The sequence below is a fragment of the Caballeronia sp. LZ034LL genome (assembly GCF_031451215.1).
In the GTDB taxonomy this organism is placed as follows: Bacteria; Pseudomonadota; Gammaproteobacteria; order Burkholderiales; family Burkholderiaceae; genus Caballeronia.
In genome coordinates this window covers 41,181-65,005 of record NZ_JARUXR010000004.1, presented here as the reverse complement: position 1 = coordinate 65,005, position 23,825 = coordinate 41,181, and the positions used below count along the sequence as shown (strand labels likewise).

Below are 23,825 nucleotides of genomic sequence, written 5' to 3'. Positions count from 1 at the left end.
ATTCGATGAAGATAGGCCGTTCACCGTAGCAAGAGCAAAATGCATGCGCAATCCGGCGCGCCCCGTAGAGCGCGCCGGATCGTGATGCGCGTTGCCCCTTCAGACCCGGGAGAGCGCGTGCGTCAGCGTCTGCGCGACCGTCGCGAGTTGCGGCTCGACCACCAGATCGGTGTGCCTGCCCTCGACCTTCATCACCTGCAAGCCATTCTTCGCGACGCGCTGCCATACCGGAAGCGGATCGCCGCGCATCGTCTCCAGGACGGTCGCGCGTACATAGACGATCGGACCGCCCTGGTAATGACGCGGCGTGTAAGTCGTCATCGCGACGCGCATCGACTCGCGCACGCGCAGCAGCGCGGGCGGCAGGCCTTGCGCATCGGGCGCGGCCTTGTGGGCCTGATGTCCCAGGCGCATGCGCACGCGGTCGGCGAATGCGCCCGCCTTGGTGCACACATAGCCGAGCCGTGCCCGCGTATCGAGCGAGCGGAATTCACGCAGGCGATCGGCGATCACGTCCGCCTGGAAGCGCGTCCATTGCGGGAACGGCAGGCAGTGTTCGTGCACGTAGGTATCGAGCAGGCACAGCATCTCGATCCGTTCGCCCGCCGCCACGAGTTGCTGCGCGATCTCGAACGCGATCAGCCCGCCGAACGAATAGCCGGCGATCGCATACGGCCCTTGCGGCTGCACTTCGCGCATGCGCCGCACGTAGCCCTCGGCCATTTTCTCGACGCTGTGCTGCGGTGCTTCATCGCCGTCGAGTCCTAGCGCCTGCAGGCCGTACACGGGCCGCTCGTTCTCCAGCATGCCCGCGAGCGTCAGGCACTCCATCACCGAGCCCGTGATGCTATGCGCCATGAACAGCGGGCGGCCGGTGCCCGCGCGCATCTGCACGACGGTCGAGCCCGTGGTCTGCGACTCGGAACCCGCGGCGAGCACGGCCGCGAGGCGCGCGATGGTCGGCGCGACGATCATCGTCGAGAGGGTCAGTGCGCGGCCCGTGGCGCGCTGCACGTCGGCGAGCATGCGCGCCGCCAGCAGCGAATGACCGCCGAGGTCAAAGAAATTGTCGTCGCGGCCGATCGGCGAAAAGCTGAAACACTGCTCCCACAGTGCGCACAGATAAGCCTCGAGTTGCGCGACGGATTCGCCCGGCGCAGGCAACGCGGTCTTCACGCGCGAAAGGGACGGGTGTTCGCGAATGCGTTCGAGGCAATCCGGATTCGCCAGCGACGAGACATTGCGCGCCGGCAGGCCGTTGACGGCATCGCGGGCCGCAGCCTCAGAAGGTTTGCCGTTGTGCGTGACCGGCAGCGCGTCCACCTGAACGGTCACGTCGGGAACCAGCGCCGCGCTGCCCTGACGTTTCAGTTCGCGTCGGATGCGCGCGGCGAGCGCCGCGTTCATCTGCGCACCGGGGCGCAGCACGAGCAGCAGCACGATGCGCTGGCCCGCTTCGTCCGCATTGGTGTCCGTCTGCGGCACGGCCATCGCCTGGCAGACTTCCGCGATGCCGCTCAGGATGCGGTAGATCTCGCCCGGGCTCACGTTGATGCCGCGCACGTTGAGCACGCCGTCGCTGCGGCCATGCATGCGCGCGGAGCCCTGCGGCGAGAACTCGATGACATCGCCATGCGTCCACACGCCTTCGTTCGCCGCGAAATACGCTTGGTGAAAGCGCGTGCCGTCGGCATCGCCGAAGAAGCCGAGCGGCCGTGAAGGAAACGGATTGGCGCAGACCAGTTCGCCCGGCATGATGGTGCTCGCGCCCTGGTCGAACGCCTGCACGTCGAGGCCGAGGCTGCGGCACTGGGCCTCGCCTGCATAGACCGGCAGGTTCGGATTGCCCAGCACGAAGCAGCCGATGATGTCCGTGCCGCCGGAGATCGATTGCAGCTGCAAGGGCTTCACGCGGTCGCGGACCCAGTGGAATTGCGCGTCGTACAGCACGGCGCCCGTCGACAGCATCGCGCGCAGCGCCGAAAGGTCGAACTGCGCGCCGGGTTCGAGATCGGCGTCTTCGCTCATCTTGAGATACGCGGGGCTGGTGCCGAACACCGTCGCGCGTTCGTTCGCGATGAGCCGCCAGAGCGTGTCCACAGCGGCCACCGGGCCGTCATAAGTGACGATCTCCACGCCCGATGCCAGCGCGGACAATTGCCAGTTCCACATCATCCACGAGCAGCTGGTATGGAAGAACAGCTTGTCGCCGGGACCGAAGTTGCTGTGCAGCCGGTGTTCCTTCACATGCTCGATGAGCGTGCCGCCCGCACCGTGCACGATGCATTTCGGCTTCCCGGTGGTGCCCGACGAAAACATGATGAACAACGGGTGATTGAACTCGAAGCGCTTCCAGTCGAAACGCAAGGCATTGCCGTGCAGAATCAATGCACGCATTTCGTGCTGGCGCACCGTGACGGAGCTGGGCAATTCGGTTTCGTCGAGACAGACGATATCCGTCAGCGATCCCAACTGCATCGCGACAGCCGCAATGTGACCCGAGATCGAGCCGCCGGTGTCGAAAGGCCGCTGCGTGGTGTGCGCGAACAACATCTTCGGTTCGAGCGGCGCGAAGCGGTCGAGTATCGCCTGCACGCCGTTTTCCGGGGCTGCGGTGGAAAGCGTGGCGCCCAGCGCCGTCACCGCCAGCGCGACAGTGATCGCGTCGCCGTCGTTGCGCATGATGGCGGCCACGCGATCGCCCGGCTTCAGACCGAGTTCACTCAGTGCATGCGCAAGCCGCATGACGCGTTCGCGCAGTTCGCCGCGGGTGTAGGCGATACGGCGGCCATCGGCATAACGGGAGGTGAGCGCGGGGGCGTCATCGGATGCAATGCGCTTGCCTAGCAGATTCTCGGCGTAATTCAATTCGACATTCGGAAAGAATCGCGCGGTTTCGCATTGCGTGCCAATACAAACCGGTTCATCCGATCCGGACCATTCAAGCCCTTCAGCCGAATCGAGAAAGTATTTCCAGAACTGCCGATATTCACGGCACGCAAAAGCATGCAATCCGGCATAACTGCCGAAATGCTCGCCGATGGTTTTCTCGAAGCCTTCAGTGAAGGCTGTCATGCGTGAAGCGCTGATCTGCTCGAAGGCGGGTTGAAACAATGGCTCGCGCGCGTAGCTACGCGCACGCTCTCGGATAGCGTCCTGTCGGTCCATTTTTATGCACCTGTAATTGGACTGCGTGGCTTTAAGCGCCTGGGTACTCGAACACAGACGGGAAATCTCTCTTTTTCCCTTTTATGCGTCTGTGTCAACGCCCGGCGTCGATCCCTCAAACGCAGATTACTCGTCCGGAAGGCACGGCAATGTTCGAACACCCACAAAGTCTGCCGCCGTCAACGAAGGTTACTCTTGCTCGCGCGCATTTCATATTCATGAATGGTCGCGTTGCTGAATGACACACTCGCGACATTCCCGACGCAACGGTTTCCTTAACATCATCCGCCTGTCATGAGCAAGATAACTGCCAGCCAAGATCAAGGCACGCGATGAAAAACTTTATGACGCGGCGCCCGCAGCCGCACGAGCGGTTGATTTTCGACACGACGTCGCAGGCAGGCAAGTCGCCGTCGCCGGCGGACGTTCGCGCACTTTTATGCGGCGATACTTTTGTATCCATGCCGGCGCCCCGAACCGGCTCATCGAGATAACCCACCACGGAAGAACGCCAATGAGACATCGCCTGATTTCCCAGCTGCTGATGGCCGGAACCTGCGCCGCGGGCGTGGCGTTCGCCCTGACGCAGGACGCGCGTGCGGAAGATGCCAGTTGCAAGACCGTGCGTTTCGTCGATATCGGCTGGACCGACATCACGTCGACCACCGCGCTCGCGTCGGTCGTGTTCGAAGGACTCGGCTATGCGCCGAAGACCACGGTCGCCTCGGTCCCCATCTCGCTGGCCGGCCTCAAGAGCAAGCAGATCGATGTGTCGCTCGGCTACTGGTGGCCGGTGCAGCAGAAGGCCGTCGAGCCGTATCTCGAAGCGAAGAGCATTCAGAAGCTCGATCCGCCGAATCTTTCCGGCGCGAAGGCGACGCTCGCCGTGCCGGCCTATGCCTACGACGCAGGCATCAAGACCTTCGCCGATATCGCGAAGCATCGCGACGAGCTCGGCGGCAAGATCTATGGCATCGAGCCGGGCAGCAGCGCCAACGCGAAGATCCAGAAGATGATCGATTCGAACCAGTTCGGACTCGGCGGCTTCAAGCTGGTGGAATCGAGCGAAGCGGGCATGCTGGTGACGGTCGAGCGCGCCATCCGCGAGAAGAAGCCGGTTGTGTTTCTGGGGTGGGAACCTCATCCCATGAACATCCAGATGAAGCTCGACTACCTCTCCGGCGGCGATGACGTATTCGGCCCGAACTATGGCGAGGCGCGCGTCTACACGCTGACCAACACCGACTTCCTGTCGCGCTGTCCGAATGCCGGAAAGCTGGTGTCGAACCTGCGCTTCACGACCGATCTGGAAAACCGCCTGATGCAGCCCGTGATGAACAAGGAGCGCCCGCAGGAAGCGGCGAAGGCGTATCTGAAGAGCAATCCGCAGGTGCTGGATGCGTGGCTGGCCGGCGTGAAGACGGTCGACGGCAAGGAAGGCTTGCCCGCAGTGAAGCAATACCTGGGGCTTTGACAAGCTGAGCAGTGCGCCCGACGTTTTCCCGGATCTTCGGGCGGGCAGGGAAAGCAGGAACCCTAACAGTCTTCTTGAACGGAAACTCCATGAACTACGAAGTCATCGTGACCTGCGCGGTCACCGGCGCCGGCGACACCACGGCCAGGCATCCCGCCATTCCCGTCACGCCGAAGCAGATCGCCGAAGCGGCGATCGAAGCTGCGCGCGCGGGCGCAACCGTCGCGCATTGCCACGTGCGCGATCCGAAGACGGGCAGAGGCAGCCGCGATCCGGCGCTGTACCGGGAAGTCGTCGACCGCATTCGTTCCTCGGATGTGGACGTCATCATCAATCTGACGGCCGGCATGGGCGGCGATCTCGAGATCGGCCCCGGCGAAGAGCCGATGCGCTTCGGGCGCGGCACGGATCTCGTCGGCGGGCTGACGCGTCTCGCGCACGTGGAAGAGTTGCTGCCCGAAATCTGCACGCTGGATTGCGGCACGCTCAACTTCGGCGACGGCGACTATATCTACGTCTCCACGCCCGCCCAGTTGCGTGCGGGTGCGAAGCGCATCCAGGAACTCGGCGTGAAGCCGGAACTGGAGATCTTCGATACGGGCCATCTGTGGTTCGCCAACCAGCTGCTGAAGGAAGGGCTGCTCGATGACCCGCCGCTCTTCCAGCTGTGCATGGGCATTCCGTGGGGCGCGCCGCCCGACACCGGCACGATGAAGGCGATGGTCGACAACCTGCCGCCCGGCGCGCACTGGGCGGGGTTCGGCATCGGCCGGATGCAGATGCCGATGGTCGCCCAGGCGATGCTGCTCGGCGGCCACGTGCGTGTCGGGCTCGAAGACAACCTGTGGCTCGATCGCGGCGTCCACGCGACCAACGGCTCGCTGGTGCAGCGCGCGATCGAGATCATCGAGCGGCTGGGGGCGCGCGCGCTGACGCCCGCCGAAGGCCGCAGGAAGCTGGGACTGCCCGCGCGCGGCGAACGTCCGCTCGACAAGCGCGCGCTCGAACAATTCGCCTGAACCTCACTCGCTCGAACTCAAACGGACCTCATCAACATGCAAGTCAAGCAATTCGCCGCGCTCGGCGCGGGTGTGATCGGCAGCGGCTGGGTGGCGCGTGCGCTCGGAGCAGGGCTCGACGTCACCGCGTGGGATCCGGCGCCCGGCGCCGAAGCGCAATTGCGCGCGAATGTCGCCAACGCGTGGCCCGCGCTGGAGCGTGCCGGGCTGGCTGCGGGGGCATCGCCGGAACGCCTGCGCGTGGTCGCGACGGTCGAGGAATGCGTGGCCCAGGCGGACTTCATCCAGGAAAGCGCGCCGGAACGCGAGGAACTGAAACTCGCGCTGCACGAGCGCGTGAGCCGTACGGCCAAGCCGGACGCGATCATTGCGTCGTCGACCTCGGGCCTGCTGCCGAGCGACTTCTATGCGCGCGCCCTGCATCCCGAACGCTGCGTGGTCGGGCATCCGTTCAATCCGGTGTATCTGCTGCCGCTCGTTGAAGTGCTCGGCGGCGACAAGACCTCGGGCGAGGCGATCGATGCAGCGATGAGCTTCTATGCATCCGTCGGCATGCGGCCCTTGCGGGTGCGCAAGGAAGTGCCGGGCTTCATCGCGGACCGGCTGCTGGAGGCGCTGTGGCGCGAGGCGCTGCATCTCGTGAACGACGGCGTCGCGACCACCGGGGAAATCGACGACGCCATCCGTTACGGCGCGGGCATCCGCTGGTCCTTCATGGGCACGTTCCTGACCTACACGCTGGCGGGCGGCGAGGCGGGCATGCGACACTTCATGCAGCAGTTCGGCCCCGCGCTGGAACTGCCGTGGACCAAGCTGGTGGCGCCGCAACTGACCGACGAACTGATCGATCGCGTGGTCGACGGCACGTCACGGCAAACCGGCGGACGCGACATCAAGGCGCTGGAGCGGTATCGCGACGACTGCATTTCGAGCGTCATCGAAGCGATTGCGGCGGCGAAGGCACGGCACGGCATCGAGGACTGAAGGAGCGACGATGATCTACCGCGACACCGTGAAGGCCGAATGGGTCGATTACAACGGCCATCTGCGCGACGCCTTCTACATGCTGATCTACAGCCTCGCGACCGATGCCTTCATGGACCGCATCGGTCTCGACGACGCCGGCCGCCGCGCGCGCCAGCGCACCTTGTACACGCTGGAAGCGCACGTCAGCTATCTGCGGGAGATCAAGGAAGGCGCGGCGGTGCGCGTCGACGTGCGGGTGATCGCGCATGACCGCAAGCGCGTTCATCTGTACCTGGAGATGTTCGAGGGCGATTCAGCCGAACCGGTATCGGCGTGCGAGCAGATGCTGATGCACATCGACACCGGCGGCGCGCCGAAGTCGGCTTCGTTCGATGCGGACGTCGCCGCGCGCATTGCCGCCGAGCCGACGGTCGCGCCGGAGCACGCGCGTCATGCCGGACGCGTGATCGGCTTGCCGGCGCGCGCTTCGTCCACCGCGCCGGCCTGAGCGCGCCAGTTGCGCAGCAACAGCGCGTTGGTCACGACGCTCACGCTCGAGAACGCCATGGCCGCGCCCGCGAACATCGGATCGAGCAGACCGAACGCCGCCAGCGGAATGCCGATCAGGTTATAGACGAACGCCCAGAACAGGTTCTGCTGGATCTTCCGATAGGTGCGCCGCGAGATGTCGATGGCATCCGCGACCAGCGCCGGGTCGCCGCGCATCAGCGTGATGCCGGCGGCTTCCATCGCGACGTCGGTGCCGCTCGCCATGGCGATGCCGACATCGGCGGCGGCGAGCGCGGGGGCGTCGTTGATGCCGTCGCCGGCCATCGCCACGATGCCTTTTGCCGATGCCCGCAATTGCGCGACGACGCGCGCCTTGTCGTCGGGCAGGGTCTGCGCGAACACCCGCTCCGCCGGTATGCCCAGCGCCCGTGCCACGGCCTGCGCGCTGCCTGCGTTATCGCCGGTGATGAGCGCGCTCTGCACGCCCATCGCCGCCAGCCGTTCGATAGCCGCGCGGGCGGTCGGCTTGACGGTGTCGCCGAAGGCGAGCAGTGCGAGCACCTCGTGCCGCGCCTGGGTCTGCTCGATCAGCCATGACACCGTGTTGCCGCGCGCTTCGAGCGCCTGCGCGCGTTCCCTGAGCGATGGCGGCACGTCCGCGCCCAGTTCCGCGACCCAGCGCCCGCTGCCGATGGCGATACGCCTGTCGTTCACGTTCGCCTCGATGCCGCGTCCCGCGACCGCGCGCGCCACGCTCGCCTCGAAGCGCGGCGCGTCCGGATCGTCCAGTGCGGCGGCCACGACGGCCTTGGCCAGCGGATGCTCGCTCGAACGCTGCACGGCGGCCGCCAGCGCGAGCGCTTCTTCCCGCGTGTGTCCGGGAGCCGCCTCGAATTCGACGAGCGTCGGACGGCCGACGGTCAGCGTGCCGGTCTTGTCGAACGCGACGATTGCGACGGCATGCGCCTGTTCCAGCGCCTGCGCGTCCTTGATCAGAATGCCCTGACGCGCGGCGACGCCGGTGCCGGCCATGATCGCGGTCGGCGTCGCGAGGCCGAGCGCGCAGGGGCAGGCGATCACGAGGACCGCGACCGCGTTCAGCAGTGCCGTTTCCACGCCGGCGCCGTGCCACAGCCAGCCGGCCAGCGTGACGAGGGCGATCGCCAGGATTGCCGGGACGAACACCGCGGCCACGCGTTCGACCAGCCGCTGGATCGGCGCCTTGTCGGCCTGCGCGGATTCGACCAGCCGGATGATGCGCGCGAGCGTCGTTTCCGTGCCGATCGCCGTGGTTTCGATCTCGATCGCGCCTTCGCCGTTGACCGAGCCGCCGGTCGTGCGCGCGCCGCTTTCCTTCGCCACGGGCAGGCTTTCGCCCGTAATCAGCGATTCGTCGATGTGCGTGCGGCCCGCGCGCACGATGCCGTCCACCGGCACGCGCTCGCCTGGCCGCACGATCACGATGTCGCCGATGCGCACGTCCGCCAGCGGCACGTCGCGTTCGCGCGCCGGGTCGTCGCGGTCGCGCACGCGCGCAGTGGCCGGGCGCAGTGCGTTGAGCGCGCGGATCGCGGCGCTGGTCTGGCGCCGTGCGCGCGTCTCCAGCCACTTGCCGAAGCGCACCAGCGTAATGACGACCGCCGATGCCTCGAAGAACAGATGCGCGCCCATGCCACGGTGCGCCAGCATCTGATAGACAGACAGCCCCCACGCCGCTGACGTGCCGAGCGCGACGAGCAGATCCATGTTGCCGGCCAACGCCCGCACCGCGCGATAGCCGCCCACGTAGAAACGCGCGCCGAAGCCGAACTGCACGACGCTCGCGAGCGCCAGTTGCAGCCAGGGATCGAGTTGGAGGCCGAACATGGGCGCGAGCAGCGGCAGGGTGATGAGCGCGGCAACCAGCACGGCGATGAGTTCGCGATCGACACCGGCGTCTACGGCCGCGGCCGCCGGCGCCTCGGGCACGATGAGTGCGGCCTCATAGCCGGCCTTCGCGACCGCCGCGACGAGCTGATCGTCGCTGACGGCGGCGCTGGCGTGGACGGTGGCCTTCTCGGTGGCGAGATTGACCGCGACGCTCTCGACGCCGGGCACGCGTTTCAGGACTTTCTCGACCCGCATCACGCACGAGGCGCAGGTCATGCCGCTGACCGCGAATTCGGCGGTGCGGGCGGCTTGCGTGGATGCTTGCGTGGATGATTCTGTGGACATGCTGGAACACTCCGGTCTGACTGGGATGCGCGACATCGACGGATGGCAGACAGGTCGCGGCACTCCCTCACACCACGAGTATCGAGCTTCCAATGGTGGGAAGGTCAAGGTGGAAGCGCAGGAAAAGCAGCAGCGGCGTCGTGCATTGCCGAAACAATGCGGGCGATGAGCCCCATCCATGGTCGTTTTTCGACCGATGAGCGTCACCGTATTCCGCTATCGTAGTGCGGGCTGACGAAGGCGCGCTGGAACCGCCTGAACACATCGCCGGCGTGCGTTTCTGGCGCCTTCGCCCCGATTTTTGAAACGCCGCTGGCCTTTTGCAAGCTGCTTCTTGCCTATCGTCAGCGGATAAGTTAAAACCCGAATTCCGAGATGGCGCTCACGGTGTTGCGCTCGCAACCCGAAGCCGCGTTCCGGTATGGACCATCCCGGATTTGCGAGCCAACCCAATCGAAAGAAAACCCGGATTCCAATTCGAATGAAGAACCACCGACGCTGGACGTTTCCGCTCGACGCTGCCCTGTGGATGAGCGTGAGCCTCGCGGGGATGACCGTCCTGGCCGGTTGCGCCACCAAGGCGCCCGATGAAGTCAAAGCAAGCAGCCCCGGCTGGGTGAAGAATCAGGTGGCGGATGCCTACACGTTCGGCTTCCCGCTGGTCGCCAGCGACATCGCGCGCGAACGCGCCGGCGCCGCTCCGGGCCAGGGGGCGCTCAATACCTTCCGCCATGCGACGGCGCTGCCGCCGGTCGGCGCGACGGGCTGGCCGAGTGTCGATACGCTGGAATCGAGCGCCTGGCTCGATGTTTCCGCCGATCCGGTGATCGTGACACTGCCCGCCGCGCCGCGCGGACGTTATCTCGATGCCCGCGCGTTCGACGCCTGGACCAACGCCCTCTATTCCAGCGCCGACACCACGCCGTATCCGAAACCGCAGCGCATCGCCTTCGTGCCCGCCGGCTGGACCGGCACGCTGCCCACGGGCGCGACCCGCGTCGAGACTCGCACGCGCTATGTGTGGCTGTCGGTGCGCGTGCGCGTGAACGGTCCGCGCGACCTGCGCGAGGCGCGCAAGCTGCAGACCGCGATGCACATCGACACCTTGACGCCCGCCAAGGGCTCCGTGTCGGATCCGACGCCGGTGGTTGCCGGCGCGTGGGGTTCGAGCACGGCGCGTCAGCCGGCGGTGCCGCCGCTGCCGAGCGGTCTTGCCGCGGCGACGCCCGGCGCGCAGGCCGAGGCGCTCGACGCCAACGCGTTCTTTGCGCGCCTGGCCCGTTCGCTCGACGACAACCCCGCCGCCACCGACGACAGCCACGCGATGAGCGGGCTCGCTGACCTGGGCGTGAAGCCGGGCGAGCCGGTGCAGTTCAAGAAGACGGACGCGCCGCTGCTCGATTCCGGCCTGAGCGATGCGCGCGAGCGGCTTGCCACGGTGCCCTCCAATGCGCTGACCAAGAACGGCTGGACCTGGTTCGGCGACGGCGTCGGCATCTACGGCACCGACTACACGCTGCGCGCTTACCTTGCGCGCCGTCAGGTGGCGACGAGCACGAAGGAAGGCGAGGTGAAGCCGGTCGCCCGGACCGACAGCGAGGGTCATGCGCTGAACGGCGCCAACCAGTACACGCTGCACTTCACGGCGGATGCGCTGCCGCCGGTGCGCGGCTTCTGGACGCTCACCGCCTATACGAAGGACGGCGCGCTCGCGAATGGCAAGCTGCCGCGCCTGTCGATCTCGGAGCGCGACCGGCTGAGAAAGAACCGTGACGGCTCTTTCGATGTGATCCTGTCGGCGAAATCGCCGGGACGCGCGCACGCGGCGAACTGGCTGCCGGTGCCGGAAGGCGACTTCCAGCTCGCGCTGCGCCTCTATGCGCCGAAGCCCCAGGCGAGCGATGGTTCATGGGCGCCGCCTTCGGTCGATCGCGAGTGAACCACAGCGAGTGACACACAGCGAGTGAAACGCCGGGCGCGATCATGAAGCGTCATGCAAAGGCCGCGATCCGTCGCGGCCTTTGTGCTTCTGAAGCGCGCAAGAGCGAACGTTTGCGGGCCGTGCCGTCGTATACTCGGGCTTCACTTATCCCGGACGGCGAGCTCGAGCGGCGCACATGCGGCGCGCTCGCCCGCCGCGCATCGAATGTCAAGCATCAGCAAGTCTTCTCTCGCGTCCGCTGGCCAGACCCTGCGCGGCGTCGTGCAGGCGCGGCGCACGCGGCGCATCTTCATCGGACTGGTGATCGCGCTGCTGGTCATCGGCGCGCTCGGCTTCTTCGTCGCGCCGCCGGTCATCCGGCATGTCGCCGAGCAGCAACTCGCGAAGCAGCTCGACCGGCCCGTCAGCATCCGGCGCATCTCGCTCAATCCCTATACGCTCGACTTCGAAGCCGACGGCGTGCATATCGGCGAGTCGCCCGCCAATCTCGCGAAGGCGCCGGGCAGCCCGGCCGATTTCATCGACGTATCGCGGCTCGTCGTGCGTACTTCGTGGGCGTCGGTCATCAAGCTCGCGCCGGTCGTCAATGAGTTGAAGATCGATTCGCCGCGCATCCACGTCGTGCGCTACGACGGCGAGCATTTCAATTTCTCCGATCTCATCGAGAAGTTTTCGAAACCGTCGGCTGAACCCTCTAAAAAGCCGGCGCGCTTCTCGGTGTCCAACATCCGCCTGGAAAACGGCCAGATCACGTTCGACGACCGGCTGCTCGACGCGAAGCACGTCATCGACCGTTTTGCGCTCGGCATTCCGTTCATCGCAACCCTGCCGTCCGCTACCGACATCTTCGTGACGCCGCTGTTGCAGGCGCGCATTGACGGCTCGCCGCTGGTCGTGAAGGGACGCACGAAGCCGTTTGCGCAGTCGCGTGAATCGGAGATCGCGCTGACGCTGGACGGCCTCGACGTGCCGCAACTGGCGTCCTATGCGCCGGCATCGGTGCCGGTCGCGGTGAAGAGCGGCAAGCTGTCCACCGACCTCAACGTCAGCTTCTCGATTGCCGGCGATGCGCCGACGATCCGCATCGCCGGCACCGCCGATCTCGCTGATCTCGCCGTCACCGACAAAGCGAACGCACCGCTGGTCGCGGCGCGCGCGCTGCATGTGAAGATCGCCGATGCCGAGCCGTTGCGGGATATTTATCGGCTGGATGAAGTGACGCTCGCGAATCCCGACGTGCATCTCGCGCGCGATTCGTCCGGCCAGTTCAACGTGCAGAAGCTGGCGGGCGGGACGTCGCAGGGAACGCCTGCGAAAGAGCACGCACCCGCCGCGGAGCCGGAGAAGGACGCCCCGCCGCTCGATGTGTCCATCCGCCATCTGGCGATCGAAGACGGCAGGATCGCCCTCGACGATCAACTGCTGAAGCAGCGCGTGCAGGCCACGCTGACCGGCTTCGGCGTGACGCTCGACGGCTTCTCCACGCTCGCGAAGACGCCCGCCACCTACACGCTGAAGACGGCCTTCGACCACGGCGGCGCGCTCGATGTCTCCGGCCGCGTGATGCTCGCAGCCAAACAGGCCGACGCGAAGATCGGCCTGAATGCTTTCGCGCTGCCGCCGTTGCAGCCTTATCTGTCGAACCTGATGGCGGCGCGCGTGACGAGCGGCACACTGGGCGCCACGCTGCCGGTTTCGGTCGACTGGAGCAAGCCGGATGGCGGCGTGCAGGTCGGCGCGGGCGAGGTCAGGCTCGACGCCGTCACGCTCGCGCCCACGGCGCAGGGTGTCGCGCCGGTGAAGCTGGCGTCCGCGCAGGCGAAGATCGCCAAGGTGGATGTGGCGGCGCGCCAGGCGTCGCTCGACAGCGTGCAGGTGAGCGGCCTCGCGCTCGACGCGACGCGCCGCAAGGACGGCAGCATTGATCTGGCGTCGCTCGCCGGTCCGCACGAGGCCGCGCCGGAGCCCACCGCGACGCGCAAGATCCAGAAGGCGCAGGAAGCGGGTCCGGAGTGGCATTACCAGATCGGACAGATTACGGTCGAGAACGCTTCGGCCGGCTTTACCGACGAGACGCTGGCGCGCCCGGTGAAGCTTCAGGTCGCGCCGCTCGCGCTCAACGTGAAGCAGTTCAGCGACGACCTGACCCGGCCGCTTGCCGTGGACGGCAAGCTGACGCTCAACGGCCGGGGCACGCTTGCGCTCGGCGGCAACGTGACGGTGAGTCCGCTCAAGCTGGCGCTGCACGTGAAGGGCCATCAGGTGGACGTATCCGCGTTCGAGCCTTACTTCGGCGACAAGCTCAACGTCGACGTGGCCAGCGCCAATGCCAACGCGAATGGCGACCTGACGCTGTCCGGCAGCGGCAAGACGCTCGCGGCGACGTACAAGGGCGATGCGTCGCTGACGGACGTGCGCATGATCGACAAGCTGACCAACGACCGCTTCGCCGGCTGGAAGCTGCTCGGGCTGACCAACATGAAGGTGAGCTACGACGAGCGCGGCACGGACGTCGAGGCGGCGCGCGTGACCTTCGCGAACTTCTACGGCCGCGTGCTGCTCGACGCGCAAGGCAAGCTGAACCTGAAAGGCGTGGTGGCCAACGAGAACGGCGCGACGCAGCCGGTCACGCGCGAGAAGGTCAAGGCCGCGCCGCCGGCCGCCGCGAGCGCAGCGGCGACGCCGAAGCCCGCGGAGAAGGCCGGCCCGCCGGTCAGCCTGCGCTTCGGGCAGCTCGTGCTGCAGAACGGCCGCGTCACCTACACCGACAACTTCATCAAGCCGAACTACACGGCGAATCTCGTCGCGATCAACGGCACGATCGGCGCGTTCGGCACGCACTCGACGACGCCCGCGCCCGTCGACGTCACGGCGAAACTCGCGGCGAACGGGCCGGTGTCGATCAAGGGGCAGGTGAATCCGCTGATCGACAAACCGGCGCTCGATCTGACGGCGAGTGCGCATGACGTCGAACTGACGAACCTGACGCCTTATTCGTCGAAGTACGCGGGCTATCCGATCACGAAGGGCAAGCTGAACGTCGACCTGCACTACATGCTCGCCGACAACAAACTGACGGCGAACAATCACTTGTTCATCGATCAGCTGACTTTCGGCGATCACGTCGACAACTCGACGGCGACCAAACTGCCCGTCCGGCTCGCGGTGTCGCTGCTGAAGAATTCGCGCGGCGAAATTGACGTGAACATTCCGATTTCTGGCTCGCTCGACAATCCGGAGTTTTCAATCGGCGGGCTGGTGTGGCAGGCTCTTCTCAACCTGGTCCAGAAGGCGGTGACGGCGCCGTTCACGCTGCTCGCGCATGCGTTCGGCGGAGGCAGCGGGGAAGATCTCAATTACATCGAGTTCAATGCGGGCTCGGCGGATCTGACCGACGCGGCGCAGAAGAAGCTCGAAACCATCGCGAAGGCGCTGGTGGACAAGCCATCGGTGCGCGTGGACGTGACGGGCCGCGTCGATCCGAAGGTGGACGAGCCGGCGTTGCGTTCGGCGTGGGTGGACGCCCAGGTCAAGCGCGCGAAGGTGCGCGACATGGCGGGCAATGGCGAGAACGTGGACTGGAACGCCATCAAGGTGTCGGATGCGGACTACGACAAGTATCTGACCAAGGTCTACAAGTCGGCGGATTTCAAGAAGCCGACCAACTTCATCGGCATGACGAAGTCGCTGCCGGATGCCGATATGAAAGCCGCGTTGACTCAAAACGCGCCGGTCGACGAAGGCGCGTTGCGCGAACTCGCCCAGGAGCGCGCGCAGGCGGTGCAGGAGTACTTCGACGGGAAGATCGACAGCAAGCGGGTTTTCGTCGTGGCGCCGAAACTGAAGGCGGACGACATCAAGGACAAGGGGACGGGCAGCAGGGTGGATCTGGGCCTGAAGTGATGTGCGCTGGCCGTTGGCCATTGGCCGTTTGGACGATCTGGATGAACAAGGATAACGAACTTAGTATCGGCGATACCGGGAATCAGGAAGAGAACGGGAGTCAGCCGATGGGAACACCGTATGAGAAGGACGTGGTGGCGTGGGCCAGGGAACAGGCTGCGTTACTGCGTGCGGGAAAGCTTGCGGCCATCGATATCGAGCATATCGCAGAGGAAATCGAGGCCGTGGGAAGGAGCGAGCAGAGAGAGCTGGTGAGCAGAATGTCGGTTCTGCTCGCGCACATGTTGAAGTGGCAATATCAGGCAGACCGACGAAGCCGGAGCTGGACAAGCACGATACGCACGCAACGGAAGGAAGTGAAGTTCGTGTTGCGTGATGCGCCAAGTCTCAAGTCCAACTTTGATAATCCGGAATGGATCGATCTGGTGTGGTCGAAAGCCAGAAACCTGGCGGAAGCAGAGACGGGAATCGAGTTCGAGCGGTTTCCGGAGCTTTGCCCCTGGGCCATGCGCACGGTGCTCGACGAAGGCTTCCAGCTCGATTGATCGCGCGAGCGTATCGGGCTCGCGCTCTTGCCTTCGCGAACCTCAATGCGCCCCCGAAGCCGCCCCGCCACCACCACCCTTCGCCACCTTCGTGATCCAGATCAGCGGGATGATCAGAATGAAGATCACCGCCGAGATCAGGAAGATATCGTTGAGGCCCATCATCGCGGCCTGCGAATTCACCGTGAAGTTGAACATGCCGCGCGCCTGCGCTTCGCCGATATCGAGCGTCGTCTGGGAAGCGCCGAGCGAGTGCAGGAAGGTCGGGTTATAGATGTTTGCCTGCTCCGTCAGCCGTTCGTGATGCAGCGCGATGCGGTCGTCCCACGCATTGCCCGCGAGCGACGTGCCTACCGCGCCGCAGAACACGCGCGCGAAGTTCGACAGCCCCGCCGCGGCGGGAATCTTCGAAGGCGGCAGCCCTGACAGCACGATCGCCGTGAGCGGCACGAAGAACATGGCCATCGGAATGCCTTGCAGCAGCGTCGGCAGGACAAGATGCCAGGTGTCGATCTCGATCACGTACTTCGAGCGCAGCCAGAAGACGAACGCGAAGCCGATGAAGGCCATCGTCGCGATGATGCGCGCGTCGCTGCGCGGCAGCACCTTGCCCATGACGGGCGCGAGGATCACCGCGAAGATGCCGAGCGGCGCGGTGACCAGGCCGGCATCGACGGAACGGTAGTTCAGGTATTGCTGCATCCACTGCGGCAGCAGCACCAGGTTGCCGAAGAACACGCCGTAGGCCACGGAAATCGCCACCGTGCCGCCGAAGAAATTGCGTCCGGCGAACAGCCGCAGATCCACCACCGGATTCGAATCGGTCAGCTCCCACACCACGAAGAACGCGAACGCGATCGCCGCGACAATCGCCAGCACGACGATCAGCGGCGACGAGAACCAGTCCAGGTCGCGTCCCTTGTCCAGCATGATCTGCAGCGAAGCGACCCAGGTCACGAGCAGCAGCAGGCCGATCACGTCGATGGGCGCCTTGCGCGTCGGCGACTCGCGGTCGCGGTAGATCATCCACGTCACGCCCGCCGCGAAGATGCCCACCGGAATGTTGATGTAGAAGATCCACGACCACGAATAGCTGTCCGTGATCCAGCCGCCGAGCGCGGGTCCGGCGATCGGCCCGACGGTCGCCGTCATGGCCCAGAGCGAAAGCGCCATCGACGCTTTCTCCTTCGGATAGGAGCCCAGCAGGATGGCCTGGGAGAGCGGAATCAGCGGCCCGGCGACCGCACCTTGCAAAACGCGCGCGAACAGCAGCACGGGAAGATTCGGCGCGAGGCCGCAGAGCCAGGACGACAACACGAACATCAGGATCGCGCCGACGAACAGATGGATCTGTCCGAGCCGCTGCGTGAGCCAGCCGGTCAGCGGAATCGACACCGCGTTCGATGCGGCAAACACGGTGATGACCCAGGTGCCTTCGTTGACGGACACGCCGAGGTTGCCGGAGATGGTCGGAATCGCGACGTTGGCGATGGACGAGTCCAGCACGTTCATGAACGTGGCGAGCGCCACGGCAAAAGTGGCGAGCACGAGTTTGCCGCCTTCGAGCGGCGAGGGCGGGGCGGGCGCGGGACGGGGCGTCGTCGGTGTGCTCATGCGGCTCGGATTCGGGGGGACGATGGATCGAGCCGACAGTGTGCCTGTGCTTAAAAAAAGTTGCTGAGGCAAACGGCAGAGGGGCGAGTGTGGCCAGGCGATTTCATGTAGATACGCGTTGACACGTCTCAATTCGTGCGCCTAGCCTCGACCTATTGGAACTCGACGCGGCAAAGTTCGCGATCCGCGCGTTCCTGTTGCTGTAAGACGAGGACGCGACGAAAGCGCCGCCGCGTCCTCGCAAGCTCACTTCGCCGAAATATCGATGTTCCCCAGATACTTCTTCGCGTACTTGTCGATGGTGCCATCCGCGCGAACCTTCTCGATCGCCGCATTGAGCTTCGTCTTCAGCGCGTCATCGCCCTTGCGCACGCCGTAGGCAATGCCGCTGCCGAGAATCTTGTCGTCGCGCACCGGCGCGCCCACGAACGCAAAGCCTTCGCCGTCCGGCTTCGAGAGGAAGCCGCTCTGTCCGGCGGGCGCGAGCACGAGCGTCGCGTCGAGACGTCCGGACTTCAGATCCGCATAGACCTGATTCTGGTCCTGGTACGGCACGACCTTCACGCCTTCGTTCTCCCAGTGCGCCTTGGCGAAGGTCTCCTGGATCGAGCCCTGCAGCACGCCCACGCTCTTGCCCTTCAACGATGCCGACGTCGGCTCCAGACTGCTGCCCTTCTTCGCGATCAGCTGCGTCGGCACGCGATACACCACCGTCGTGAAATCGATCGCCTGACGACGCTGTTCCGTGGCGTTCATCGCCGAATTGATCGCGTCGAACTTGCGGCCCTGCAACGCGGGAATCAAGCCGTCGAACGACGTCTCGACCCACTTGCACTGCATCTTCGCGGCCGCGCACACCGCATTGCCGACATCGATGTCGAGCCCTTGCAGCTCGCCCGTCGAGGATTTCGATTCGAACGGCGGATACTGCGCTTCCAAGCCGAAGCGCAAGGTGTCGGCGGCGAGAGCGGCGCCGCTTGCGAAGCCGCACGCAACGAGCAGGGCGGCGGCGAACGAATTCAGTTTCATCGTATGGGTCTCCAGGGAAAGCGTCAGATCGTGCAAAGGCGGCGCGCGCCTTCGATGAGCGTGCCGTCGTCCTTCGCGAACGACAGGCGGATCACGTGGTTGTCGGTGCCGTCGGTATAGAACGCGGACAGCGGGATCGTCGCGACGCGGGCTTCGCGGATCAGGCGCAGCACGAAGTCGCTGTCGCCTGCGTCGGAGATCGCGTCGTAGCGCGCCAGCATGAAGAAGCTGCCGGCGCTCGGCAGCAGTTCGAAGCGCGAGCCGGCCAGCGCGTTGGCGAGCAGATCGCGCTTGTGCTGGTAGAACGGCGCGAGATCCAGATAGCTCGATTCGTCCTCGAGCGCTTCGGCGAAGGCGATCTGCATCGGCGTATCGGCGGCGAAGGTCATGAACTGGTGGATCTTGCGAATCTCGGCCGTCAGCGCCGCGGGCGCGAGACAGTAGCCGACGCGCCAGCCGGTCACGTGATACGACTTGCCGAACGAGCACACGATCACGCTGCGCTCGGCCAGCGCCGGATAGCGCGCCATGCCGTGATGCGGCGCGCCGTCGAACACGACGTGCTCGTAGACTTCGTCGGACAGCACGATGATCTTCGTGTCGCGCGTCAGCGCCGTGAGCCGCTCGATGTCCGCATCCGTGAACGCGCTGCCGGTGGGATTGTGCGGCGAGTTGACCAGGATCATGCGTGTCTTCGGCGTGATGGCGGCCGCGACTTCGTCCCAGTCGATGCGGAAATCCACCGGCGACAGCTTGATCGCGACCGGCGTGGCGCCTTGCAGTTGCACGATCGGCCCGTAGCTGTCGAAGGACGGCTCAAAGTAAATGACTTCGTCGCCGGGATGCACGAGCGCGCTGATCGTCGCGTACAGACCTTCGCTCGCGCTTGCGACCACGGTGATCTCCGTGCCCGGATCGTACTGCGCGCCGTACAACCGCTGGGTTTTCAGCGCGATCGCCTCGCGCAGCGCGAGCACGCCGGACATCGGCGCATACTGGTTATGTCCCGCCCGCATGGCTCGCTCAACGCTTTCGATCAGCTTCGGCGAGCAGGCAAAGTTCGGCGCGCCTTGCGAGAGGTTGAGCGCGTCATGCTCCTCGGCCAGCTGGCCGATCACCGTGAAAATGGTCGTGCCGACGCTGGGCAGCTTCGATTCGGGAATGCAGGCGCTGTGCACGGCGGTGTCTCCGGAAGGGCGGTTCGACGAGAATTGCCGTCGATTCAACCGCGGCAATAAAGCGGGGACAATCGAAACTTTGTCATACTAGCCATGCTTGCAGATCATGGCTACATGCCGCAAACCCGATGAAACCGCTGCCCTCGCTCGATGTCCTCAAAACCTTCCTGGTGGTCGCCCGGAAGCTCAATTTCACGCGCGCGGCCGAGGCGCTGAACATCACGCAGGGCGCGGTGAGCCGGCAGATCGCGGGACTGGAGGCGCATCTCGGCTACGCGCTCTTCACCCGGCAGGCACGCGGGCTGACGCTGACGCATCACGGCGCGTTGCTGATCGCGCCCTTGCAGCAGGCGTTCGGCCAGATCGACGATGCACTGGCGCGAGGCGGCGCGCAATCCGGCATTCTGCGCGTGAAGTGCCCGACCTGCGCAATGCGCTGGGTCTTGCCGCGTGTCATCCGGCTGCAGAACGAGCGGCCGGAGCTGGTGGTGGAGGTGACGGCTTCGGTGTCGCATGGCGTCGACTTCAGCGCCGAGCCGTTCGATGCCGCCATCGTGTTCGGCGCGGCGCCCGCGCTGAAGGGCGTGACGAGCCATCATCTGTTCGACGAAGTGCTGACGCCCGTGTGCGCGCCGGCGCTCTGGAAGCCGAAGCGGCCGCCTTCGCCTACTCCCGACGATCTCGCCGGCGAGACGCTCCTGCATCCCACGCGGGATCGGCGCGACTGGCTGCGCTGGCTCGAGGCATACGGCCATCCGGGTTTGCCGTCGACGAAGGCGCAACATTTCGACACGCTCGACCTCGCCATCTCGTCCGCGATGCAGGGACTGGGCGTGACCATCGGCGATGTCGCGCTGATCGAAGAGGACTTGCGGGCGCAGCGCGTGATCGCGCCGTTCACGCTGTGCGTGCCGAGCGGCGCGGCCTACTGGCTGACGTATCCGGAGCGGCCCGCGCCGTCGGCGGCGTTGCAGCTGTTTGCCCGCTGGCTGAGCGACGAGGCCGCACACACGCGTGCGCGGCTGGAGGCCCGGACGCAGCCGGCCCAGGCCTGAGCCGCGCGAGTCGAATCACATGCCGTGCTTGGTGACGACCGATTCCCACTGGCCGTTCTTCACCTGATACAGCGTGGATGACGCATTCTTGAGCGCGCCATTGCTGTCGAACGCGATGGGCCCGGTGATGCCTTCGAACGAATTCGATTTGAGCACCGGCCGGTACACCTTCGGATCGATGGAATTGGCTTTCTGCATCGCGTTGATCGCCGCCCACGCCGCGTCATAGCCGAACGGCGCATACGAGAGAATCGCGACGCCGAAGCGTTTCCGGAACTTGTCGCTGAACGCCTTGCCGTCGGGCAGCTTGTCGAGCGGGCTGCCGTATTCCCAGGCCTGCGCGCCCTCGGCCGCATCGCCGGCGAGCTTGAGGAAATCGGCGTCCATCACGCCGCCGCCGCCCACGAACTGCGCGTTCATGCCGAGCTGCTTCATCCGCTTGACGACCGCCGCCGCTTGCCGGTCGAGCCCGCCGAAGAAGATCAGATCGGCGTTGGCGGCCTTGATGCGCGTCAGTTGCGCGCTGAAGTCGACGGTCTGGTTGTCGCTGTATTCACGCGTGACGATGTTGCCGCCCTTCGCCTTGACCGCCTTCTCGAACTCGTCGGCTTCGCCCTGGCCGAACGCAGTACGGTCGTCGATGATGGCGATGCGCTTCGCCTTCGACGTCGTCACCGCGTAGACACCGGCGTTGCCTGCGTTCTGTGCGTCGCTTGAAATCACCGTGAAGACGTTTTCGAGGCCGCGTGTGGTGATGGTCGGATTGGTCGCGGCCGGGTCGATCATCGGAATGCCGGCGTTGTTGTAGACCGGCGAGGCGGGCAGGGTCGTGCCCGAGTTGAAGTGGCCGACGACCACCGCCACGCCGTCATCCACCAGCTTTTGCGCCGCCTGCACGCCGATGCGCGGATCGGCCTGATCGTCTTCCGCGTGAATCTCGAACTTGGCCGTCTTGCCGCCGATGGTGATCTTCTTCGCGTTGGCTTCATCGAGCGCGAGCTGCACGCCGTTCTGGAGGTCCTTTCCGTATCCCGCGTTCGCGCCGGTCAGCGGCGCAGCGAAACCGACCTTCACCGGCATGTCTTCCGCCGACGCCGTCAGCGGCGCTGCAGCAAACGCGACCGTGGCGCAGGCAACGGCCCAGGCCAGAGGTTGGGTAAGAAAGCGCATGGTTTCCTCTCCTTCTTAGTGTGGCAATCGAATGGAACACGAGCCCTTCCGTGCCGGCAAGACGGACTTGCCCTTGAGCGTGCGGGTAACCGCTGCCGCCGACATGCCTGGCGACGCTCGGACAGCGGACATGCGCAATGTAGGAAGCCAATTTCGGCGCGTCTTGAAGTTTCGTCGCGCCGGACGTGCGGATTTCGGCACAGGCCCGACGGCGCCTGCGCGCAAGCCGGGCGCGGCTTCGGGCGTTTCGCCGCCCATTCGCGCGCGACGATTTGCTTCCACCGGCTAAAAGCCGCCGATGTCCTGCCTATCGGCGTCATTGATTTGCCGACTTGACAGAGTGCATATGCACAAATTATTCTCCGTGCATGACTTCCAACTCATCTCCTCTGGATTGCAACTGCTTCGCCATTCGTCAGGCGGCGCGTTACGTGTCGCAGATGTACGAGCGGCATCTGAACGTGGCGGGCATCACGGCCGCGCAGTTCACGCTGCTCGCGGCCATCGGCCGCAAGCCCGGCGTGCAGATGGCCGAACTCTCTGAGCAAATGGTCATGGACCGCACCACGCTCGTGCGTGCGCTGAAGCCGTTGCAGCGTGACGGCATCGTCGAGGCGGCGCAGGAGTCGCGCAGTTCACGCGCCGTCGGTCTGCGGCTCACGGCGCTCGGCAAGGACACGCTCGCCAAGGCATCGGCGCAATGGCGCGCGGCGCAGGAAGAATTCGAAGCGAAGTTCGGCGAGCAGCGCGCGAAGGCCTTGCGCAAGTCGCTCTTCGAACTGACGACGATGGAGTGAGTGGAACAACCTCGGCTCGCCTCGCGCGAGCCTTTCTTTTACGTCATTTAGTGCATATGCACTTTGAAGCGGAGTTCATCATGGAAATCAAGGGAAAAGTCGTACTCGTCACGGGCGCCAATCGCGGTCTCGGCAAGCAATTCGCGCTTTCGTTGCTGAAGGCGGGCGCCGCGAAGGTCTATGCGGCCGCGCGCGATCCGAAGAGCGTCGATATTCCGGGCGTCGAAGCGATTCGCCTCGACGTAACGAATGCCGCCGACATCGCCGAAGCCGCAGCCACGTACACGGACGTGCAGGTGCTCATCAACAACGCGGGCGTGACGACGCGCGGCAAGCTCGTCGATCCGGCTTCGACCCAGGGCATCCGCGACGTGCTCGAGATCAACACCTTCGGTCCGATCGCGCTGACGCAGGCCTTCGCGCCGGTCTTGAAGAAGAACGGCGGCGGGGCGGTCATCAACATTCTGTCGGTGCTGAGCTGGGTCTCGTTGCCGGCGGGCGGCGCGTATCACCTCTCGAAGGCGGCGATGTGGGCGGCGACCAATGCGTTGCGCGAAGAACTGCGCGAGCAGGGCACGCTGGTGGTCGCGGCGCATCCGGCCTACATCGACACCGACATGACCGCGGGCGTCACCGGTGCGAAGTCGACGCCGGAGCACGTCGTGAACGAAGTGCTCGCGGCGGTGGCGCGTGACCAGGAGGAAGTGCTCGTCGATGAAACCGGGCGCGCCGTCAAGCAGTCGCTCTCCACCGACAAGCCGATCTACCTGACGGGCATTCCGCGCTGAGCGCAAGCCGAACGCCGGGCGAAGCGACTAGTCCTTCTCGGCCTTGTGCAGGTCTTCGAAGCTGGCGGCTGCCTGCTGCACGTCGGGCGGGCAGTCTTCCATTTCCATGACCTGGCGGATTTCGATCGTTTCGTTGTCGCCCGCCGGACAGCGCTTCGCCCACTCGATGGCTTCGTCGCGCGACTTCACCTGCAGCATCCAGTAGCCGCCGAGTACTTCCTTGGCCTCGGCGAACGGGCCGTCCGTCACGCGCGGCTTGCCGCCTGCGAAGCTGACGCGCGCGCCCATCGAAGGCGGATGGAGACCATCGAGCGCGAGCAGCACGCCGGCCTTCTGCAGTTCCTCGTTGTACTTCATCATCGCAGTGACGGCTTCGGCGCTCGGCATCGTGCCGGGTGCGGCGCTTTCGTAGCCGCGCGGGATCATCAGCATCATGAATCGCATGAGAGGGGT

General features: G+C 65.4%; 17 protein-coding genes. 10 read left to right on the top strand and 7 right to left on the bottom strand.

Annotation, left to right across the window (positions count from 1 at the left end):
• Positions 1–99: 99 nt before the first annotated feature.
• Positions 100–3,168 carry an acetoacetate--CoA ligase gene (locus QCE83_RS27665; RefSeq protein WP_309818884.1) on the bottom strand — a complete coding sequence of 1,023 codons (3,069 nt, stop codon included), beginning with the start codon at positions 3,166–3,168 and terminating at the stop codon, positions 100–102.
• A gap of 514 nt (positions 3,169–3,682) precedes the next feature.
• Here QCE83_RS27665 and QCE83_RS27660 point away from each other — a divergent pair.
• The 4 genes from QCE83_RS27660 to QCE83_RS27645 all read left to right on the top strand — a co-directional run bounded on the left by QCE83_RS27660 (position 3,683) and on the right by QCE83_RS27645 (position 7,135).
• On the top strand, positions 3,683–4,642 hold the full coding sequence (locus QCE83_RS27660) for a choline ABC transporter substrate-binding protein (protein WP_309818882.1): 960 nt from the start codon (positions 3,683–3,685) through the stop codon (positions 4,640–4,642).
• 89 nt (positions 4,643–4,731) lie between these two features.
• Positions 4,732–5,661, top strand: a complete 930-nt coding sequence (locus tag QCE83_RS27655; protein WP_309818879.1) for a 3-keto-5-aminohexanoate cleavage protein — start codon at positions 4,732–4,734, stop codon at positions 5,659–5,661.
• 36 nt (positions 5,662–5,697) lie between these two features.
• Positions 5,698–6,645, top strand: a complete 948-nt coding sequence (locus QCE83_RS27650; protein ID WP_309818877.1) for an L-carnitine dehydrogenase — start codon at positions 5,698–5,700, stop codon at positions 6,643–6,645.
• Between the two features lie 10 nt (positions 6,646–6,655).
• Positions 6,656–7,135 (top strand): thioesterase family protein, encoded by a 480-nt coding sequence (locus QCE83_RS27645; protein WP_309818876.1) that lies wholly within the window; start codon positions 6,656–6,658, stop codon positions 7,133–7,135.
• Here the strand turns inward: QCE83_RS27645 and QCE83_RS27640 are convergent.
• A complete protein-coding gene (locus QCE83_RS27640; protein ID WP_309818874.1) occupies positions 7,078–9,351 on the bottom strand; it encodes a heavy metal translocating P-type ATPase in 2,274 nt (757 codons plus the stop codon). The two genes, QCE83_RS27645 and QCE83_RS27640, sit on opposite strands and share 58 nt — an antisense overlap.
• A gap of 481 nt (positions 9,352–9,832) precedes the next feature.
• On the opposite strand from QCE83_RS27640, the gene QCE83_RS27635 reads away from it, so the two are divergent.
• The 3 genes from QCE83_RS27635 (at position 9,833) to QCE83_RS27625 (ending at position 15,741) form a co-directional block, all read left to right on the top strand.
• Positions 9,833–11,290, top strand: coding sequence for a DUF1214 domain-containing protein (locus QCE83_RS27635; RefSeq protein WP_309818872.1), 1,458 nt, complete (start codon positions 9,833–9,835; stop codon positions 11,288–11,290).
• Between the two features lie 207 nt (positions 11,291–11,497).
• Positions 11,498–15,196 carry a DUF748 domain-containing protein gene (locus tag QCE83_RS27630; protein WP_309818870.1) on the top strand — a complete coding sequence of 1,233 codons (3,699 nt, stop codon included), beginning with the start codon at positions 11,498–11,500 and terminating at the stop codon, positions 15,194–15,196.
• 107 nt (positions 15,197–15,303) lie between these two features.
• The gene (locus QCE83_RS27625; RefSeq protein WP_309821148.1) at positions 15,304–15,741 is read left to right on the top strand and encodes a DUF29 domain-containing protein; all 438 of its coding nucleotides are present in this window, start codon (positions 15,304–15,306) and stop codon (positions 15,739–15,741) included.
• A 42-nt stretch (positions 15,742–15,783) separates the two neighbouring features.
• Here QCE83_RS27625 and QCE83_RS27620 read toward each other — a convergent pair whose 3' ends face one another.
• The 3 genes from QCE83_RS27620 to QCE83_RS27610 all read right to left on the bottom strand — a co-directional run bounded on the left by QCE83_RS27620 (position 15,784) and on the right by QCE83_RS27610 (position 19,562).
• Positions 15,784–17,355, bottom strand: a complete 1,572-nt coding sequence (locus QCE83_RS27620) for a DHA2 family efflux MFS transporter permease subunit (RefSeq protein ID WP_309818868.1) — start codon at positions 17,353–17,355, stop codon at positions 15,784–15,786.
• Positions 17,356–17,601: 246 nt separating this feature from the next.
• The gene (locus QCE83_RS27615; protein ID WP_309818865.1) at positions 17,602–18,384 is read right to left on the bottom strand and encodes an ABC transporter substrate-binding protein; all 783 of its coding nucleotides are present in this window, start codon (positions 18,382–18,384) and stop codon (positions 17,602–17,604) included.
• Between the two features lie 23 nt (positions 18,385–18,407).
• Complete coding sequence (locus QCE83_RS27610; RefSeq protein WP_309818863.1) at positions 18,408–19,562, bottom strand: methionine aminotransferase; 1,155 nt, start codon at positions 19,560–19,562, stop codon at positions 18,408–18,410.
• A 128-nt stretch (positions 19,563–19,690) separates the two neighbouring features.
• Between QCE83_RS27610 and QCE83_RS27605 the strand changes: the two genes are divergently transcribed.
• Positions 19,691–20,617, top strand: a complete 927-nt coding sequence (locus tag QCE83_RS27605; RefSeq protein WP_309818861.1) for a LysR substrate-binding domain-containing protein — start codon at positions 19,691–19,693, stop codon at positions 20,615–20,617.
• Positions 20,618–20,632: 15 nt separating this feature from the next.
• Here the strand turns inward: QCE83_RS27605 and QCE83_RS27600 are convergent, their stop codons facing one another.
• Positions 20,633–21,787, bottom strand: coding sequence for a branched-chain amino acid ABC transporter substrate-binding protein (locus tag QCE83_RS27600; RefSeq protein WP_309818859.1), 1,155 nt, complete (start codon positions 21,785–21,787; stop codon positions 20,633–20,635).
• 368 nt (positions 21,788–22,155) lie between these two features.
• On the opposite strand from QCE83_RS27600, the gene QCE83_RS27595 reads away from it, so the two are divergent.
• Both QCE83_RS27595 and QCE83_RS27590 read left to right on the top strand, forming a co-directional pair.
• Positions 22,156–22,584: a MarR family winged helix-turn-helix transcriptional regulator gene (locus tag QCE83_RS27595; RefSeq protein ID WP_309818857.1), complete on the top strand. Its 429-nt coding sequence runs from the start codon at positions 22,156–22,158 to the stop codon at positions 22,582–22,584.
• Positions 22,585–22,664: 80 nt separating this feature from the next.
• Complete coding sequence (locus QCE83_RS27590) at positions 22,665–23,372, top strand: SDR family oxidoreductase (protein ID WP_309818855.1); 708 nt, start codon at positions 22,665–22,667, stop codon at positions 23,370–23,372.
• A 27-nt stretch (positions 23,373–23,399) separates the two neighbouring features.
• Here the strand turns inward: QCE83_RS27590 and QCE83_RS27585 are convergent, their stop codons facing one another.
• Positions 23,400–23,816: a YciI family protein gene (locus QCE83_RS27585; RefSeq protein ID WP_309818853.1), complete on the bottom strand. Its 417-nt coding sequence runs from the start codon at positions 23,814–23,816 to the stop codon at positions 23,400–23,402.
• Positions 23,817–23,825 lie beyond the last annotated feature (9 nt).